Consider the following 17516-nt stretch of genomic DNA (forward strand, 5'->3'; position numbering starts at 1 on the left):
TTTTAATTCCAATTTTCAAAAAATGTTCTTAAAAGTTTAATTGCTTCTATGTGATCTGATATTGCAATAGTTTCTCTTAAAGAGTGCATTCCCCACATTGGAGTGCCAATATCTATTGTTTCAATACCTGTTTTTGAGTTTGCAATTGGACCAATTGTGCTTCCGGAATTTGTATCTGCTTTCATTAGTATTTCTTGAATTTTAATATTATTTTTTATAGCTAAAGCTTTAAGTTTTGCCCATCCATTTGCTGTTGTTGCATATTTAAAATTGGCATTGCTTTTAATAGCCACACCTTTCCCTAGACTTGTTTTGTAGTAGGGGTCATGTTTACATGTGTATCCTGGATGTATTCCATGTGCTCCATCCATTGAGATATTAAATGATTTTTGGAGTTTGATCATATGTTCTTCTTGTCCTAAATTTAAGACATAATCTATTCTTTCTAAAATTTCTGTTAGTAGTGTTGAATTAGCTCCTCTAGACGTTAGAGATCCAATTTCTTCATTGTCAAAAAATACAGCCACTTTGTTTTTTTTGTTATTTGTGTGAACAAATGCATTCATTATGGCATGACATCCTGATTTGTTGTCAAGATTTTTTGATGCTAAAAATTCACCTTCACTGCCTATAATTTTAGAAGGTTCAGAGGCTGTGAATATTAAATCACATGATAAGAAATCTTGTTGAGATATTTGTAATTTTTCTAGGATAATTTCTTTAATACTTTTTTTAAAACTTGTTATAACAACTATATTTTCATGAGTGTTATATGTAAATCCTTCATTTGCTTTTCTGTTTAGGTGTATCGCTACATTTGGTATAGTACCGATATTGTCAATTGTGATTAATTGTGAATTAATTATTCCTTCTTTCATGAAATATACAATTCCTGCTAAACTTAAGTCTCTATCAGTCCAAGTTGAGATTATTGGGCCACCGTAAATTTCAATATGTTGAGAGAATACATTACCTTCGTTTTTGCTAGATTCTATTTTAAGTTTTAATGCAGGACTGTCAGAATGGGCTGATGATATTAGAAATGGTTCGTGTATTTTATTGGTGTTAATATTGAATGCAATAAGACTTGTTCCTTCTTTTTTTATGTAATAATATCCCGTTTCTAATTTCCATTTTTCATTAAGTTTAAGTTCTTTGGCATTAAGATAATATAATAATTTTTGTTCGATATAATTGATTAGATGGTATGGTGTTAAGCTTTTATCTAGTAAATTTTGAAAATGTGATATATCTAATGTTGCATCATGCATTTGTTCTTTCCCCTTTGGTTTTATTGTTTTAATATTTAATATTTTATTATAATAGCTTGTACATGTATATAGGTTTGTGTATATGTGCTAAGGAGATTGTTAAATGGATAAATTTTATAACTTGATATTTTTTACTTTGATCTTTATTGCTTGTACGGCGTCTTCAGAAATTGATTTACAAGATGATTCTAGCGGAACAATATCGGTAGTGTTTAATGTTAATAAAGAATTTGAAAGGATCAGAAGAGAGCTTGTTACAACTCTTGTAGGAGGTGATGTTGCCAAGATGTCGCTTTTTCCTGTTGATGAGATAAAGCAGTATTTTCGTGATGATGGGGAGAAAATAGGTTTAAAACTTTTAGATATTAAATCAAATGGTGATTCTCTGAAATTAGTTGTTAAGTTTGATAGTTTGATAAAAGTTGCAAGAGATTATCTTGCAAAAGAAAATCTGCCTTTGTTTAAGATAGAAAATAAAAATGGGAAGAATATTATTGATATTGATTTAAATTTAAAGAATGTTACTAAGGTGATTAATGAGAATAAAGAATATATAAATGATGCACTTGCGGCATTATTGCCTTCAGAAGAAATACCAATGTCTGAAAAAGAATATAGAGATGTGTTGATGTATTTTTTATCAGATTTTACTGATAATGCAAGTGCTCTGATTGATAATTCTAACTTTAAAATTAAAATTAAGACATCAAGAAAAATTCAAGAGCAGCTTGGATTTAATCAAATTAATTCAAATACCTTAGAACTTAATTTAGATATGATTAAGACTGTAAGTCTTCAAAAACCAATAAAGTTGAGATTAGTTTATTAACTTTGTTGAAATGTTTATTTCAAATATAAATGAGAGATAAGAATTATTTCTTATCTCTTTTCATAAATCCTATTAATACTCCTGTTATTAAACTTCCAATTAGGATTGATACTATCCACATTAATGGATTAGTTATTATTGGTAGAATAAAAATACCTCCATGTGGAGCCATAAGTTTTACTTGAAATAATGCAGATAGAAAACCTCCAATAGATGAACCTATTATGCAAGCAGGTATTACTTTTAGAGGATCTGATGCTGCAAAAGGAATTACGGCTTCTGTTATAAAGCATGCTCCTAAAACATAACAAACTTTGCCAGCTTCATGTTCTTCTTGTGAAAACTTGTTCTTAAAAATGCTGGTTGCAAGTGCAATTCCTATTGGGGGAATCATTCCTCCTGCCATTACGCTTGCGTGAGGAATATAGTTTTCTGCGGTTATCATTGCAATTCCAAATGCATAAGCTGCCTTGTTTACCGGTCCACCCATATCTATTGCCATCATTCCTCCAAGTAATGCACCTAGTAATGCCATATTTGTTCCACTTAGTGAATTTAATATATTTGTTATAGATGAATTAAGATATGCAATTGGTGCTAATAATATATATGTTAAAAATCCAGCTATTAGTACTGAGAAAAATGGATAAGTTAAGACAGGATTAATGCTGCTTATGTTTTTTGGTATTATTTTTTGACTTATTGATTTTATTGTTAATGTGACATATCCTGCAATAAACCCTGCTAATATTCCCCCTAGAAATCCTGCATTTCCTTTACTCATCATTAGTCCTGTAATCATTCCAGGTGCAAGGCCAGGGCGTTCTGCTATACTAAATGAAATGTAGCCAGCAAGTATTGGAATCATTAGGAAGAAAGCATTACCACCACCAATTTGCATTAAAATATCTGCTATTTTATTGTAATTTGGATCGGTTGGGTCAAAAGCTTTAATACCAAACATGAATGATATTGCAATTATTATTCCTCCAGATACTACAAATGGAAGCATGAAAGATACACCATTCATTAAGTGTTTATATATTTCCGTATTACTTGTATTATTTGTTATTGAGCTTTCTGTTTTTTGTGATGTGTTGCTTCTGTAGATTTTTGCTTTGTTATTGATGATATCTTGAATGAGTTCTTTTGCCTTATGTATACCGTCTTTAACCCCTACTTCAATTAGTGGTTTGCCATTAAATCTTGTTTTATTAACGGCTTTACCGGATGCAATAATGATTCCTTTTGCTTTTTTGATATCTTCTTCGTTTATTGGATTTTCAATTCCACTAGAGCCATTAGTTTCTATTTTAATTTCGACGTTTAATTCGTTTGCTGCTCTTTTTAAGCTATCGGCTGCCATATATGTATGGGCAATTCCTGTGGGACATGCAGTTACTGCTAAAATAAAATTTTCAAGATTCGTTTTATTCATTATTGTATCACTGTTAGGAGTATTTAAAATAATTTCTAAAAATCTATTTTTGTCGTTTGTATTCATAATTTCTTGTCTTAGGATGTCGTTATTAAATATGTTATTAAGATAAGAAATTGTTTTAATATGGTCATTACCAGTTGTATTTTCAGGAACAGCTATCATAAAAAATAGTTTTGAGGGTTTTAAGTCAGCAGCACCAAAGTCAAATCCTTTGTCTTTAACCCTTAATATTGCTATTCCATGTTTTTCAACAAAATTGCCTTTTGCATGGGGCATTGCAATATATTCTTCAAGACCCGTTCCGCTTATTTCTTCTCGTTTTTTAATGTCTTTTATAAAATTTTCTTTGTTTCTTAGGTATCCATTTTCATTTAGCATGTCGGCCATTTTTTCAATTATGTCATCTTTGCTTTTGGCTTCGTAATTCAATAATATTAATTTTTTAGAAAATAAATCTTGCATAGGGAAGCTCCTTGATATAGTGTATAATTCCTATTATAATAGAAATTATATATTACAATTATATCATATAATTATAATATGTTAAGTTGTTTAATTGTATTACTTAAGTAATTAAGTAATACAATTAAACAACTTAATAATAAAGGAGACTTAATTGATATATACTCTTACGCTTAATCCTGCTATTGATTATAAGATAGTTGTAGAAGGGTTTCAGCAGGAGCATCTTAATCATGTTGTTGAGAGTAGTTTTCTTGCTGGAGGAAAGGGAATAAATGTAAGTAATGTGCTTAAAAATTTTCAAATGGAAAGTATTGCTTTTGGATTTTTGGGTGGTTTTACAGGTGATTATATAAAGAGCTATCTTAATTTAATGAAAATAAGACATAATTTCGTTAATATATCTGACAATACTAGAATTAATATTAAAATGATGTCATATGGAAAAGAAACAGAAATTAATGGTAATTCGCCTGTTATTCTTGAGAAAGATTTTGGATCTTTAATTGTGAAGTTGAAAGAGTTAGATGTGGGTATTTTAGTTATGTCTGGGAGTATTCCAAGTTCACTTGGGTTTAGAGCTTATAATGAGATAGTTGAGAATTTGTCAAGTAATTTGAGGGTTATTGTTGATACTAGTGGTCCTGCATTACAAGAAATTATAAAAATTAAGCCTTTTTTGATAAAGCCAAATATTAATGAACTTAAAGAACTTTTGGGTATAAATTTGACTTCTGATAAAGATTTAATTAATGTTGGCCATAAACTTGTAGAAAAGGGTGTTCAAAATATCATAATCTCAATGGGAGGTGAGGGGGCTATTTTTATAAATAATCAGGATGTTTATATAGCTAGTGTGCCTAAAATTGATTCTTTGAGTACTATTGGTGCAGGAGATTCTGTTGTTGCTGGATTTGTATATGCTTATCACAAGGGACATTCTTTTGGCGATTCTTTTAAGTTTGCAGTTGCATCAGGTACCGCAACAGCATTTAAGGGACAACTTTGCAATTTGGATGATGTTAAGGGTATTTTAAGCAAGGTAAATCTTGAAAAGATTTCTTTAGATTAATTTAAGCATTCATAAACATTAATTTTTTATATGATCTTTGTTAAAGTTTTTGTGCCTTAGAAATTCATTATCGGGAGCGACGGGACTCGAACCCGCGACCTCCTGCGTGACAGGCAGGCATTCTAACCAGCTGAACTACACCCCCAAATGCAATACCTTATGATTATATTGTTTTTCTTTTTATTTGTCAATTTATTTTAACGTGTTTATGTATTCTGTAATTTTGGAGTCTCTATTGATTTTCTTTAAACTGACATTTTTAATTATCTCTTTGTTTGATATTATTTCTATACTTTCTCTAGCTCTTGTTATTGCAGTGTAGAGTAATTCTTTTGTTAAGAAAGGGTGATTTTCTATTATAATTTGTATGTGTTGATATTCAGAGCCCTGACTTTTATGTATTGTCGTTGCAAAGCTCAGCTCATATTTATTTATTAAGTTAAAGTTTATTTTTTTGTATTTTTCATTTTCTCTTTTAAATAGAGCATAAATTTTAGAATTTTCTTTAAAAAGTATTCCTCTCTCCCCATTAAATAGGTCATTTTTATAATCATTTTGAGTAATTAAAATTATTTGTCCAATTAAATTTCCATATAATTTTTTTAAATAAAATTTAATTATTTCATTTATTTTTTGTGTGCCAAATTTTCCAAGATTTTTTGAACATAAAATTGTGTTACTAAGCAGTGTATGAATTATTGATTCAATTTCTTTGTCATTTAACGAGTTAAGATTGAAATTGGGAATGTTATTGTATAATTTTTTTGTATGTTTTAGTAATTCATTTTCAATATTTATTTTATTTAGGTTTTTTAGAATTATGTTTTTGCTATCATTAAATTGAGTTTCAATTAAGTCCATATCTTCTTTATATATTGCTTTGGCTAATAAATTTATTTCATCATTGCTTCTAAAATTTTTTTTCAGTATTTCTACACTATCATCATTTATTTTTTTTATTTTTGTAAGGCTGGAATACACATTTCCTCCAGCTATTGATGGAAGTTGGTTTTTATCTCCTGTTATTATAATTTTTGTATTTATCTTTAATGCTTTTAATAATCTTAAAAAGGTATTTGCATCTATCATAGATGCTTCATCTATTATAATTATTTCGAATTCTAAAGGATTATTCTCATCATATTTGTCGTCTTTATTTATGAATGACATTTTTAATAGTTTTTGTATTGTGCTATGTTGTGTTTCAAGGTTTTTAAATGATTCTTTAATACTTGATTTCAATTTTTGACTTGCTTTTCCGGTTGGTGCTACAAGAGCTACGTTTTGTTTACAATCTAAATGTATGTCAATTGCTTTGAGAATATAGTTAATTGTTGTTGTTTTGCCTGTTCCTGGTCCACCACTTAATATAAAAAAATTACTTTTTAAAGCTTTTTTAATTGAGTTTATTTGTTCTTTACTTAAATTTGTAATATTTAAGTGATCCATGATGTTCTGTATTCTATCATCACTTATTTCTGTTTTATTGTTCTTAAGTCTTTTGTCTATTTGTTTTATTAATTCTTCTTCTTCTCTAAAATTTTTTTGAGTGTAAATGTAAATATTATTTTCTAATATTAAAGGAGTTGTTATTTTTTCATTTTGATTGTAATTTTTTATTATATTATTTTTTTCTAAATATAATATCATTTCTTTTATTTTAGTTTCTTTTGAAAATTTTGTAAGTTCTTGTAATATGTGTGTTGATTTTTGATAGTGTTGATTTTCTTCTTCTAGTTCGAGTAAAGCACAGTCGATTGTGTTTTGGATATCTTGTATTAGTAGATCAATATTTGCTCTTAAGTGTCCTTTAGAGAAGTAATTAAATATGAATATTAAAAAAATGGTAAGTTCTTCATATTTGTCATTTTGTATTTTTTGTGTAAGTAAATGTGATTTGTAATATTGTTCTACATTTATATTTAAAATTTCAATTATTTCATAAATTTTGAGTTCTGGATTTAAGTAGTTTTTTTGCTCTTCTTGTAGGAATTCTCTTAAGACTAAATAATTTCTCATATGTTCCTTTAATGTTTTAGTTGTAAATATATTTGTTCTAATTCTATTTCTTGAAAATTTGGTATGGTAGAGTAAATTCCATTTTGTATTTGATCTTGTGTTTGAATGTCTTCTTGAAATGCTCTTGTAAAGAGATATATTACTCCCCCAAAATGTTTTTCATATTCTTCTTTATTTTTAAAGAGTATTTTTTTTATTCCTAATGTATAGATTTTGTACTGCAAGTCATAATTTTCTTGTTTCATTTTTTTTGTTAAGTGGGATAATCGATAATCTTGCAGATTTTCTCCCAGATAGTTTGTTTTATAGTCTAAAATATATATTTTATTGTTTATTTTAAATATTAGGTCAATAATTCCTTTTATATATCCGTTATTTAACATAAAATCTAATCTATTATATTGTTTGAATAGGGACATTTGTTTATAAATTTTTGTATTTATTTTGATTAAAAATTCCATTTCTTTTTGTAATTCTTGAATTTCACATAATTTTGTATCAATAAAATTAATTTTTTTATTTAGCATATTATAAATCATCTTTATCAGTAGTTCTTGTATTATAGGTGTATTTAATTTTGAATTGAAATATTCTATTTTTTGTTGTATAAGCATACTATTGTTTTTTTTAAAATTGCTTAAACTGTCTTTTGCATCATTAAAATTTATGTCTTTCATTATTTCATGTAAAATATTTCCAATATCTTTTCCCTTTGGAAGTGTATTTTTATTGTGAATTGCGTCATTATCATAAGTTTCATCATCTGTTATATTTTGATTTACAGTATTATAGCTTGATGTAAGACTTGTATAGCTATGTATATATTCTTGTCTAAATAGATATTTATTTATTGGTGGTGGAGGGATTAATGTTATTGCTTTTTGTTGATCATTATTGATGTCTGATTGGTTATATTGATTATAGTTATTTAGGTTAGGTATATTAAAATTTAGATTTATTCCATCAATTGTATTTATTTCTGCTAATCTTAACATTTTATTTATTATTGTGCCTTGATTGATAATAAATAGTGCAAACTTGGATCTTGTTGTTCCTACATAAAAAATGTTTTTTTCTTCATTTAAAATTTTATTTTTAGCCAATTGTTGATTTTCTTTTAATTTCAAAAAATCATATTTTATTTTATTGTTTAAGTAATATTTGTAAAATATGTCTGTTTTTTTTATTAGAGTATCGTTATTTTGAGTATCACCTATTAAAAATACAATATTAAAACCCAAACCTTTTGATTTGTGAATGGTTAAAATTTCTATGGATTGATTGTCATTATTAGTTTGTTCCTCATATTGTTCAATATTTTCAATATCTCTTCCAAGTATTAGATCTTCTAGAATACAAATTAGTGATTCTATGTTTTTGTCTTTATAGTAAGTTTTTAAAATGAAATTTAGGCTTGATTCATAGTTTTGAAGTTCTTCAAATTTATTTTCATTTATCAAATTTTCTTTGTAATTTTGTTTTGATTGTGCAAATTTAGTGAATTCATCATTATTGAGATCTTTTGCAAGATTGATCCATAAATCTTGTTTTGAGATGATTTCATCTATTGCTTGCATTAATGTTATTTCTTGATTTTCAAGTAAATATATTATGTCACTAATGGCTTCTTCTATATTTTTTATTTTGTTATTTTGAATTAAATTGAGATGTAGTTCCCATGGCAAATTGATCATTTTGCTAGTTAAGACGTAATTTAAAGTTTTAAAGTCTTGCTTTCTACTTAAACATTTAACTAGATAGAAAATTTCGTTAAATTCTTTTGTTTTAAAAAAAGGTTCTTTGGTTTTATGAGTTTTTATATTATTCTTTTTAAGTTCTCTGTCTATGAAATTTATTTCTTTGCTTGTTCTGCATAGTACTTTTATATCTGATTTTTCAATTTGTCTTAGTTGATTATTATCATAGATTTTTCCGTTTATTAATAAATATTTTGTTATTAATGCTGTCTTTTGGAATACATTATCATTTTCTTCAGCTTGTATTATATTTATTGCTTTTATTTCTTGATCATTTATAAAGATTTTATTGTTGTCATTTTTAGGTTCAGTTTGCAGTTGAACAAATTCTATTTGTTCAATTTTATCTGTGTGTGTTTTATTATAGATACGTTCAAACATAATATTTAAAGGTTTGACTAACTTTTTATTTGATCTGTAATTTGTTAATAGAGTTATCCTTGCATCTTTTTTAATTTTATCTTTTATGTCTTGGTTGTAAAATGATATATCAGCATTTCTAAATGTATAAATTATTTGTTTTGGATCAGCTATAAATACTATTTTGATTCCACAAGAGTTAAGCAATTCAAATATTTTTATTTGTGTTTGATCTAAGTCTTGTGCTTCATCTATTAGTATGATTTTATGTCTATTTTTAATTGAAGTTAATAGTTTATGTTCAGAAGATTCTAAATGTTTTTTAAAGTTTGTCATTATATGTTTTTGGTCTATTACGTTTGTTGTATTAATGATATTTTCAAGTTCTTTTTCTATATATTGAAGTATTTTGTATTCAACTTTGAGAATAACAAATCTTTTTAGTGTGTTTTTATTTTCTTTATTTGTGTTTGTTTCATTGCTAAGTTGTATGAGAGAAGTTTGTATGCTTAATTCTTTGGGTGATAGAGTAACATTTTTCTTTAAATTAGCCTCTATTATTTTGCATAAAAATTTATTGTTTGTAAGTATTTCTGTAATGTGTATTATATCCGTTGCGTGGCTATATTCTATTTCTGATATTTTTATTCCTTGATTATGTTTATTTAGGAAAGTCCTTTTTTCTTCTGTGCTCATTTCTTCTAATTCATCTATTATTGTATTGTAATTGCAAAGTAATCTTTCTTTATTTTGAAGTATTTGTTTAAAAGTTGTTTGAGCTTCTAGCCAATCTCCAAGTTCTTCTGTCTTGTGTCTTTTATAACTTTGTCTTAAAGCTTGAATCATGTCTTTTGTATTTGTAAATTTAGATTTGAAAATTTCAAATTCATCATCCTTAATTTTTAATTCTTTTTTGAGTGAATTTTCTTTTCTTAAAAATTCATAAATTATTTCGTCTATTTCTGATGTAAAATTTTCTTTTACTGTGTATTTTGAAAAATTTTCTGTCTCTATTTGAAAATTGTTTAGAGAGTATAATGCAAATTTATTTATGGTTGATATAAATATTTTGTTTGATTGTTCATAAATATTTTTTAATAAATTGTCTGTTTTTGCATTTTGATATATATGTTCAATTGATTTTAATATTCTAGTATGCATTTCTTCCGTTGCTTTTTTTGTAAATGTTAATACCAGAATTTCGTTTGGAGTATACATTGTAGTTGTAAGTAAATTTGTGATAATGTGTTCTAGTGTATATGTTTTTCCAGTTCCTGCTGAAGCTTCAATTAATATTTTGTCGTTGTTTTTGATTTTATCTATTATTTCTTTCATATTATTTTATACCTTAATAAATTTAGCATAAAAATTTTGAAGTAATGTTTCTAAATTAGCTTCTATATTTAAATCATGAGTGTCTCTAAAGCGATTGTAATATGGACACCATGTAATGTCTTTATCTTTAAGAATGAATTCCATATTTTTGTTGATACTAATACTTTTTTGTTGATATTTTATTTGTGTTTTTAGTGCTATGGGTAATTCATTTATGTTTTCTATTTTAAGCAAACTTTTTTGTATTAAATCTTTGTAAATGGGAGTAGGGTGGCTTGAAATATATGCTATTTGTTTTAATAAATTTTCAATGTCTAGATGATTTATTTCTTCATTTGTGTATTGATTTTCAATTGATAATTTAGAAGTTTCGTAATTTATTTTTATTTCTTTAATGGATTTTATATTTGTAATTGCAGTTTTTATCATTAATCCTAGCATGTATAGATTTATTTTTTTTATAATTTTGTCTTGACCATAGTCTTTTTTTTCTAGATAGATGTAAAAATATTGATTGTCTATTTTATATATATTTTTAAGTTTGCCATTTAATTTGAATTCCACTGTTTTATCTTCAAAATCAATAAATATATTTTTATTTAATGTAATATCAGTCTTTTGCATTTTAAAAAAATCTTGAAAATTAATATCAATATTATTTTTGATTTGCAATAATTTTGTTATGAATTCTTCTTTTATTTTTGTTTTTTTGATGTTTATGGGAATTATTCCTCTTTGAATTTGGTTTTCGATTATATTATTTATTCTTTCTAATATGTGTTCGTTAGTGTTATTTTTGATATATTCATGTATTGATATTATACTCATTAGTTTATAGTTGAAATTATCAATATCAATGATTTGTTCTTCTTGTTTCTCTTTAATATCATTAATATAACTTGTATCTTTAATTTGTACATTTAGTATTTCTTCATAAAAATATTTGTATGGATTGGTTATGGCTTTATTGATATGTTCTATATCAAGTGTAATTTGTTTATTTAAGGTAAGTCTTTTTTGTTTGAAATTTGAAGATTGACCTTTTTGTAGTGATTTTGCAATGTTAAAAGCTTCTGTGTCATAGTTAATTAGGTAATTGGCTTTGTTACATTTAAAATATTCAGGATCATAATTTTCATTTGGGTGTGTTTCGATTTTTATATCTAATCCTGTATCTTTGATGTGATTTATTATTTTGTTTATTATTTTAGGATTATTGATATCTGGATTTAGATATTGGCTTTGTGAGTAATAAAGATACAATTTTTGTGTTGCTGCAAAAATTATTTTAATTAGGTTTGAAATATTTTCTTGTTCCAGATTTATATAATCATAGTATTCATTTAATAAATCCATATTATCAAAATAAATATTTGAGTCTAATTCGTGAGTTCCTAAAAAATGAATTTCGGATTTTTGTAGATATTCAATTTTATCACAGCTTGCTACAAGTATACCTGTACTTTTATTATTTAATTGATGTGTTTTTTGTGTTATGGTGTCTTCAAAGATTGCTTTAAATAGTGAAAAATCAACTTTTTTTTCTTTGATTTTTATTATGTAATCTTTATAAAGATTTTCATTAGCATCTTTTGAAAAAGTTTTTAGGTGTTGTATTTTTGTACTTATATATGCATCAATTCTATTTTCGTCATCAAGCTTAATATATTTGTCTATAAATATATCTATTATTTCTGCCCATTCATGTATTGTGTATTTTTGGTCTTTAAAATACATGATATCTTCATATAGGCTTCTTATTATGCTTATTAATTTTATTATTGATTCTGGATCTTGAAAGTTTGTATTTTCATTACAATTGTTGCATTCATATTTATCATTAAAGATTAAAGACATTAAAAATCTATTAAATCCATCTTCCCATGAGTTTAAAAAATTTTGGTCATAGGATAATTTTTCTTTATGTGTCTTGTTCATGCCAAAATTTATATTCATAGCATCACTAAATTTGATTAGATATTCTAATTCATTTGTTGAAATATTAAATTTATTCATTACTTTTATGTTACTTAAAAATTCAATTATTTCTTTTCTGTTAAAATTACTAATAGTTCCTCTATTTGAAATGAATAATTTCATTAATTGTTTTAATGCTATTATGCTTTTGCTCTTTAAGATATCTTGAGAATCTAGAATAGTAAAAGCAAGTTCGTATTTACTTAAAAGTTCTTCGATATATGGTAAATACATGTCCATATCTTTTGCAAGATAGGTTATCACTATATCATTTATGTTAATATTGTTATTTTGTGTTGAATGTAGGATGTTATTTATTAAAATTTCTACTTCTCGTTTTTTTGTTTTTGCTTGTATGATTTTAAAACTATCGTCCAAATTTGATAGAGGTGTATCTTTAATAATATTATTTTTTAAACTTGATAAGAAGTTTATTTCGTTAAATGATTGAATATCAATTTCTTTTGTGAATTGTATGGTTGGTTGCAATTTGGTGATTTTTATTGGTATTAGTTCATTTATAAGATTAGAGTGAATTTGTGTTATGTCTTCGAGTACTAATTCATATATTGTAATGTTGAAAATTTGTTGCAGAGAGTGAAGAATTTTCCTGTCAATTTCTCTACTCTCTCCAATTATTATTATTCTTTTTGTTTCAATATCTTGTTTGATATTTGTTATTTCTTTTTCGATTTTTTCTTGTAAATCAAGAATATTGATTTGATTTACAAATAGTTTTTCAAATATTTCTTTTTGTATTGACTCATAGTAATGTTTATTTTTATCTTCAAATAAAAAGTTATTTGATCTCCAAGTATCAATTAGATATGAAAATTTAGAGTAGTATTTGTGAAATAGGTTAATCATTTTTGATGCAAATGCATATCTGTTTTTTGTTGATTGAAATTGTGAGGTGTTTTGTGTTTGATTATCTTTTAATATATAGTATAAAACTAATGTTTCTGTTTCTGTATAAAAAAGTAAAGTATTGTTTTCTAAAAATTTTTTTATATTTGGATTTTCTATTGAAATATTATATATCGTTTTAATAGTGTTGTGTTTGATATTGAGATTATATGAAATCCCATTTATGGTTGCTAGATATTTTTTGATTTCATCACTTAAAATGTTATTTTTGACAAGGATAATAGTTTCTTTTTTAAATAAATTGTCATTTCGAATTAGCTCGTTAACTTTATTGTAAATATTGCTTATTTTGTTTGTTTTATATATCTTGTACATGGAATTATATTATTTGCTTTAGCAAGTGTGTTTTTTAGATTTTTTAATTTTTCAGTAATACTTACTTTGTATATATGTGGGTTTATGAGTCTTTTATAGGTATGATCAATTTTTTTAAGATCATTTTGAACATTTACCCTTATATTTTCTAATTTTAATTCGTCGGGTTGGAGGATATTGCCGTTTTCAAAAATTGTATGTATTAAAAATTCGAAACTATCGTAAGTTTTTATTTCTTTAAAAGTATTATCTTGTGTAGGATGAAAGATTGTAAATTGTTTTTTTAAATTTAAAATTTTTTTTATTTCTTCTTCTTCTTCTTTTAAAAAAATTAGGTCAAAAATCATTTGGTTGTTTGAATATATTCTAACAACTCCTTTTTGAGAAGGTAGTGTTGCTTTATCAATGTTATTTGATATTTTCATTTTGGGGATAAATTTGCCATTTTGTTGAATAGATATCATTTTATATACTCCCGAAAGATTAGATTCTCCTTTTGCTGTAACCAAATTTGTTCCAACTCCCCAACAGTCAATGGGAGCATGAATTGAATTTAGATACATAATAATTTCTTCGTCAAGTTCATTTGATATTATAATCTTTACATCAAATAGTTCATTTTCATTAAGTTTTCTTCTAACTTCTTTGCTTAAATATTCAAGATCCCCACTGTCAATTCTAACAGAAAAATTTTTTTTCCCTTGATTTTGTAATTGTTTAAAAATTTTTATTGCGTTCTTAAGTCCGCTTTTTAGAGTGTCATAGGTATCAATTAATAAATTGACATTATTTGGATATGTTTTTGCATATTCCCAAAAAGCTTCTTCTTCGTTTGGGAAACTCATTACCCAACTATGAGCCATTGTGCCAATTATAGGAATATTATATTTATATCCTGCAAGCACATTACTTGTAAAATTAGCACCTCCTATATAAGCAGCTTTGCTTGCTGAGAGTGCGCCATTAATTCCTTGTGCTCTTCTAAGTCCAAGTTCTGCTAGATTTTTAGCACCAGCTTCTTTAATTCTTGCTGTTTTTGTTGCAATTAAGCTTTCAAAGTTTATTGTGTTTAATACTAGTCCTTCTATTAGTAAAAGTTCAATTAAGTTTCCTTCAATGATTAGTATGGGTTCATGAGGAAAAACAATTCTCCCTTCTGCAATTGAATTTATTTTTATATTTAATTTAAATGTTTTTAGATATTCTAAGAATTTTTTATCAAAATAGTTAAGGCTTTCTAGGTATTCAATCTCTTCTTTGTTAAAGTGTAATTCTTTTAAAATATTAATTAGTGTGTGGATTCCTGATAGAATTATATATCCATTATTAAATGGTGTTTTTCTGAAAAACATTTCAAATTTTGCTTTTGGATTGATATTTTTTGTAAAGTAAGCATTCATCATTGATAGTTCATAAAAGTCTGTAAAGAGTGATAAATTATTCATTGTTTTACATTATACACCAAGAGATATTTGATTTGTGTGTTTTATACTGTCTATTTTAATCAACTTTTTGGTTGGATTAAAAGTAAATAAACTATTAGTATCTAAAATGGGATTATTTAAATGGTTTTTAATATAGCAATAATAGTATAATTACTTGTTGGAGCTGTTTTATGAGTGGAAAGAATGTATCTAATTTTGATGTTGTAATTTTTGGTGTTACTGGTAATTTGGCTAGAAAAAAACTTATTCCTTCGCTTTTTAATTTGTATAAAGATGGTTATATTAGTAATTTTAGAATTATTGGATTTGCACGAAAAAATTTTACCGATGAAGAACTTAAAAATTATATTAAGGACGCTTTGTGGCAAGAAGAGTTTACTGCTTTGGTTGATAATTTTTTACAATTTGTTATTTATTTATCAGGAGATTTTAGAGATAAAAATGCTTATTTGAAATTATTATCTCTTTTGAGTAATAGAGAGAAAATATATTATCTTGCGACATCTCCTGAATTTTATGAATCAATAATTGAAAATTTAAAGTTGTATTTATGTGATGATACTTCATATTTATCTAAGATTATTCTTGAGAAACCTTTTGGCAGTGATCTTGATACTGCTAGGTTTTTAAATTCTCTTCTCTATTCTGTATTTAAAGAAGAGCAAATCTATAGAATAGATCATTATTTAGGGAAAGAAACAGTTCAGAATATTTTTACATTTAGATTTGGGAATTCTATTTTTGAGAATATTTGGAATAATCGTTATGTAGATTTTGTTCAAATTACAGTAGCAGAAGAAATTGGTATTGATGGTAGGGCTGAATATTATGATTCTGTTGGAGCATTAAGGGATATGGTTCAAAATCATATTTTGCAGCTCTTAAGTCTTATTGCTATGGAACCTCCTATTGGGTTTAATGCTGATTTTATTCATGATGAAAAGGTTAAAGTTTTGAAAAGTTTAAGAAAGTTTAATCAAGATACTATGAAAGATAATATTATTAAAGGTCAATATGTGTGTTCTAAAGTACAAGGTGTTTCTAGAAAGGGATATAGGAAAGAAGCTAATTTTTTGTGTAATTCAGATACGGAAACCTATTTGGCTATGAAATTATTTATTGATAATTGGCGTTGGTCTGGTGTTCCTTTTTATATTAGAACAGGAAAAGCACTTGTTAGGAAATTTTCAGAGATATATATTCAGTTTAAAAAGCCTAATTTTACTATTTTTAATACTGGACTATCTAATCTTGCAAATGCTTTGGTTTTTAGAATACAACCGAGAGATGGAATTGAAATTAAATTTAATACTAAAAAACCAGGTTATAATTATGAAATTCAAGAAGCTAATATGGAATTTTCTTATCATGCTTCATTTAATAAATTTTTTGGTGAGTCTTATGAGAGATTACTTTTTGATGCCTTTTTAGGTGATAGAACTTTGTACGCTCGTAATGATGAGATTGATAGTTCTTGGGAATTTGTGTCAGATATTCTTGATAAATGGGGAAATATAGAGAATATGGATTATTTTTATGGATCTGAAGGACCAATTGAAGCCAATTTGATATTGGAAAAGGATCATTTTTGGCGCAAAATGTAATTATATATGGTATTTAATCTTATGTAAAGTAATAATTTTATATAAATTTAATTTATTCTCTTTTTTGCATTAATTTTTAGATTTAATATGAATTTTTCAATTAAAGCCCATTAATATTTTGTTTTATGCTATAATATTAGAAATATATATCTAGAGTTTATTATTTGGTTTTAGGATTTGATTAGGGTTTATTGATTATGAAGTTAAGTGTAGTTTTGTTAAATTTTGATTCTTTATCAAAATGGGTATTATTGTAATTCTTTAATATTTTTAATCTTAAGGTATATGTTAATTTCATATGAATTGTTTTTATTCATGTTTGAATTATTTGTTTTACTTTTTCTTGGATGGGAGATATTGCAGGGAAATATTTATAGATATATTGAAATTTGGTATAGATTTGTGATCCTTTATATCTTATGCAAGCTTATGCAAATTAGCTAGAGGAAACGTTGTAAGTCTGAGTTATGATCTAGATGTTATTGAAGAGCACACTTTTATTATGATGAATAAATAAATGGTTAGAGTAAATTGTTAAGAGTGAGGATGGGATGGTGACTTGACAAGGTTTGTATAATGATCATTTTGTTTTGTTATAGTGAGATAATATTTTCTTATTTGTTAACATGTTTGTAGTAAGAAGACAAGGTGATATTTATTGATAATATTTCTTATTGATATGAGTTATTCTTTCTAAGAAGT

At 25.7% G+C, this 17516-nt stretch carries 9 protein-coding genes and 1 tRNA gene; 3 read left to right on the plus strand and 7 right to left on the minus strand.

The annotated features are described in order from the left end of the window. Positions 1–2: 2 nt before the first annotated feature. Positions 3–1271: a M18 family aminopeptidase gene (locus BDU_RS03140; RefSeq protein ID WP_012538370.1), complete on the minus strand. Its 1269-nt coding sequence runs from the start codon at positions 1269–1271 to the stop codon at positions 3–5. 103 nt (positions 1272–1374) lie between these two features. Here BDU_RS03140 and BDU_RS03145 point away from each other — a divergent pair, with 103 nt between their 5' ends. Beyond that, positions 1375–2100, plus strand: a complete 726-nt coding sequence (locus BDU_RS03145) for a hypothetical protein (protein WP_012538371.1) — start codon at positions 1375–1377, stop codon at positions 2098–2100. Positions 2101–2143: 43 nt separating this feature from the next. On the opposite strand, the gene BDU_RS03150 is transcribed toward BDU_RS03145, so the two are convergent. Further along, positions 2144–4003, minus strand: a complete 1860-nt coding sequence (locus tag BDU_RS03150) for a fructose-specific PTS transporter subunit EIIC (RefSeq protein WP_012538372.1) — start codon at positions 4001–4003, stop codon at positions 2144–2146. Positions 4004–4157: 154 nt separating this feature from the next. Between BDU_RS03150 and pfkB the strand changes: the two genes are divergently transcribed. Continuing rightward, positions 4158–5075 (plus strand): 1-phosphofructokinase, encoded by a 918-nt coding sequence (gene pfkB / locus BDU_RS03155; protein WP_012538373.1) that lies wholly within the window; start codon positions 4158–4160, stop codon positions 5073–5075. 71 nt (positions 5076–5146) lie between these two features. Here the strand turns inward: pfkB and BDU_RS03160 are convergent. From BDU_RS03160 to BDU_RS03180, 5 genes are all read right to left on the minus strand, one after another. Beyond that, positions 5147–5220 (minus strand) — tRNA-Asp (locus BDU_RS03160). A 47-nt stretch (positions 5221–5267) separates the two neighbouring features. Continuing rightward, positions 5268–7094: an exodeoxyribonuclease V subunit alpha gene (gene recD / locus BDU_RS03165; protein WP_012538374.1), complete on the minus strand. Its 1827-nt coding sequence runs from the start codon at positions 7092–7094 to the stop codon at positions 5268–5270. Between the two features lie 8 nt (positions 7095–7102). Further along, positions 7103–10546 carry an exodeoxyribonuclease V subunit beta gene (gene recB, locus BDU_RS03170; RefSeq protein WP_012538375.1) on the minus strand — a complete coding sequence of 1148 codons (3444 nt, stop codon included), beginning with the start codon at positions 10544–10546 and terminating at the stop codon, positions 7103–7105. Positions 10547–10552: 6 nt separating this feature from the next. Beyond that, a complete protein-coding gene (locus BDU_RS03175) occupies positions 10553–13765 on the minus strand; it encodes a PD-(D/E)XK nuclease family protein (protein ID WP_012538376.1) in 3213 nt (1070 codons plus the stop codon). Next, positions 13735–15210 (minus strand): nicotinate phosphoribosyltransferase, encoded by a 1476-nt coding sequence (locus BDU_RS03180; RefSeq protein WP_012538377.1) that lies wholly within the window; start codon positions 15208–15210, stop codon positions 13735–13737. The genes BDU_RS03175 and BDU_RS03180 overlap by 31 nt, the downstream gene beginning before the upstream one ends. A 170-nt stretch (positions 15211–15380) precedes the next feature. Between BDU_RS03180 and zwf the strand changes: the two genes are divergently transcribed. Next, positions 15381–16814, plus strand: coding sequence for a glucose-6-phosphate dehydrogenase (zwf, locus tag BDU_RS03185; protein ID WP_012538378.1), 1434 nt, complete (start codon positions 15381–15383; stop codon positions 16812–16814). The last annotated feature ends 702 nt before the right edge of the window (positions 16815–17516 follow it).

The organism is Borrelia duttonii Ly, assembly GCF_000019685.1.
Lineage (GTDB): Bacteria > Spirochaetota > Spirochaetia > Borreliales > Borreliaceae > Borrelia > Borrelia duttonii.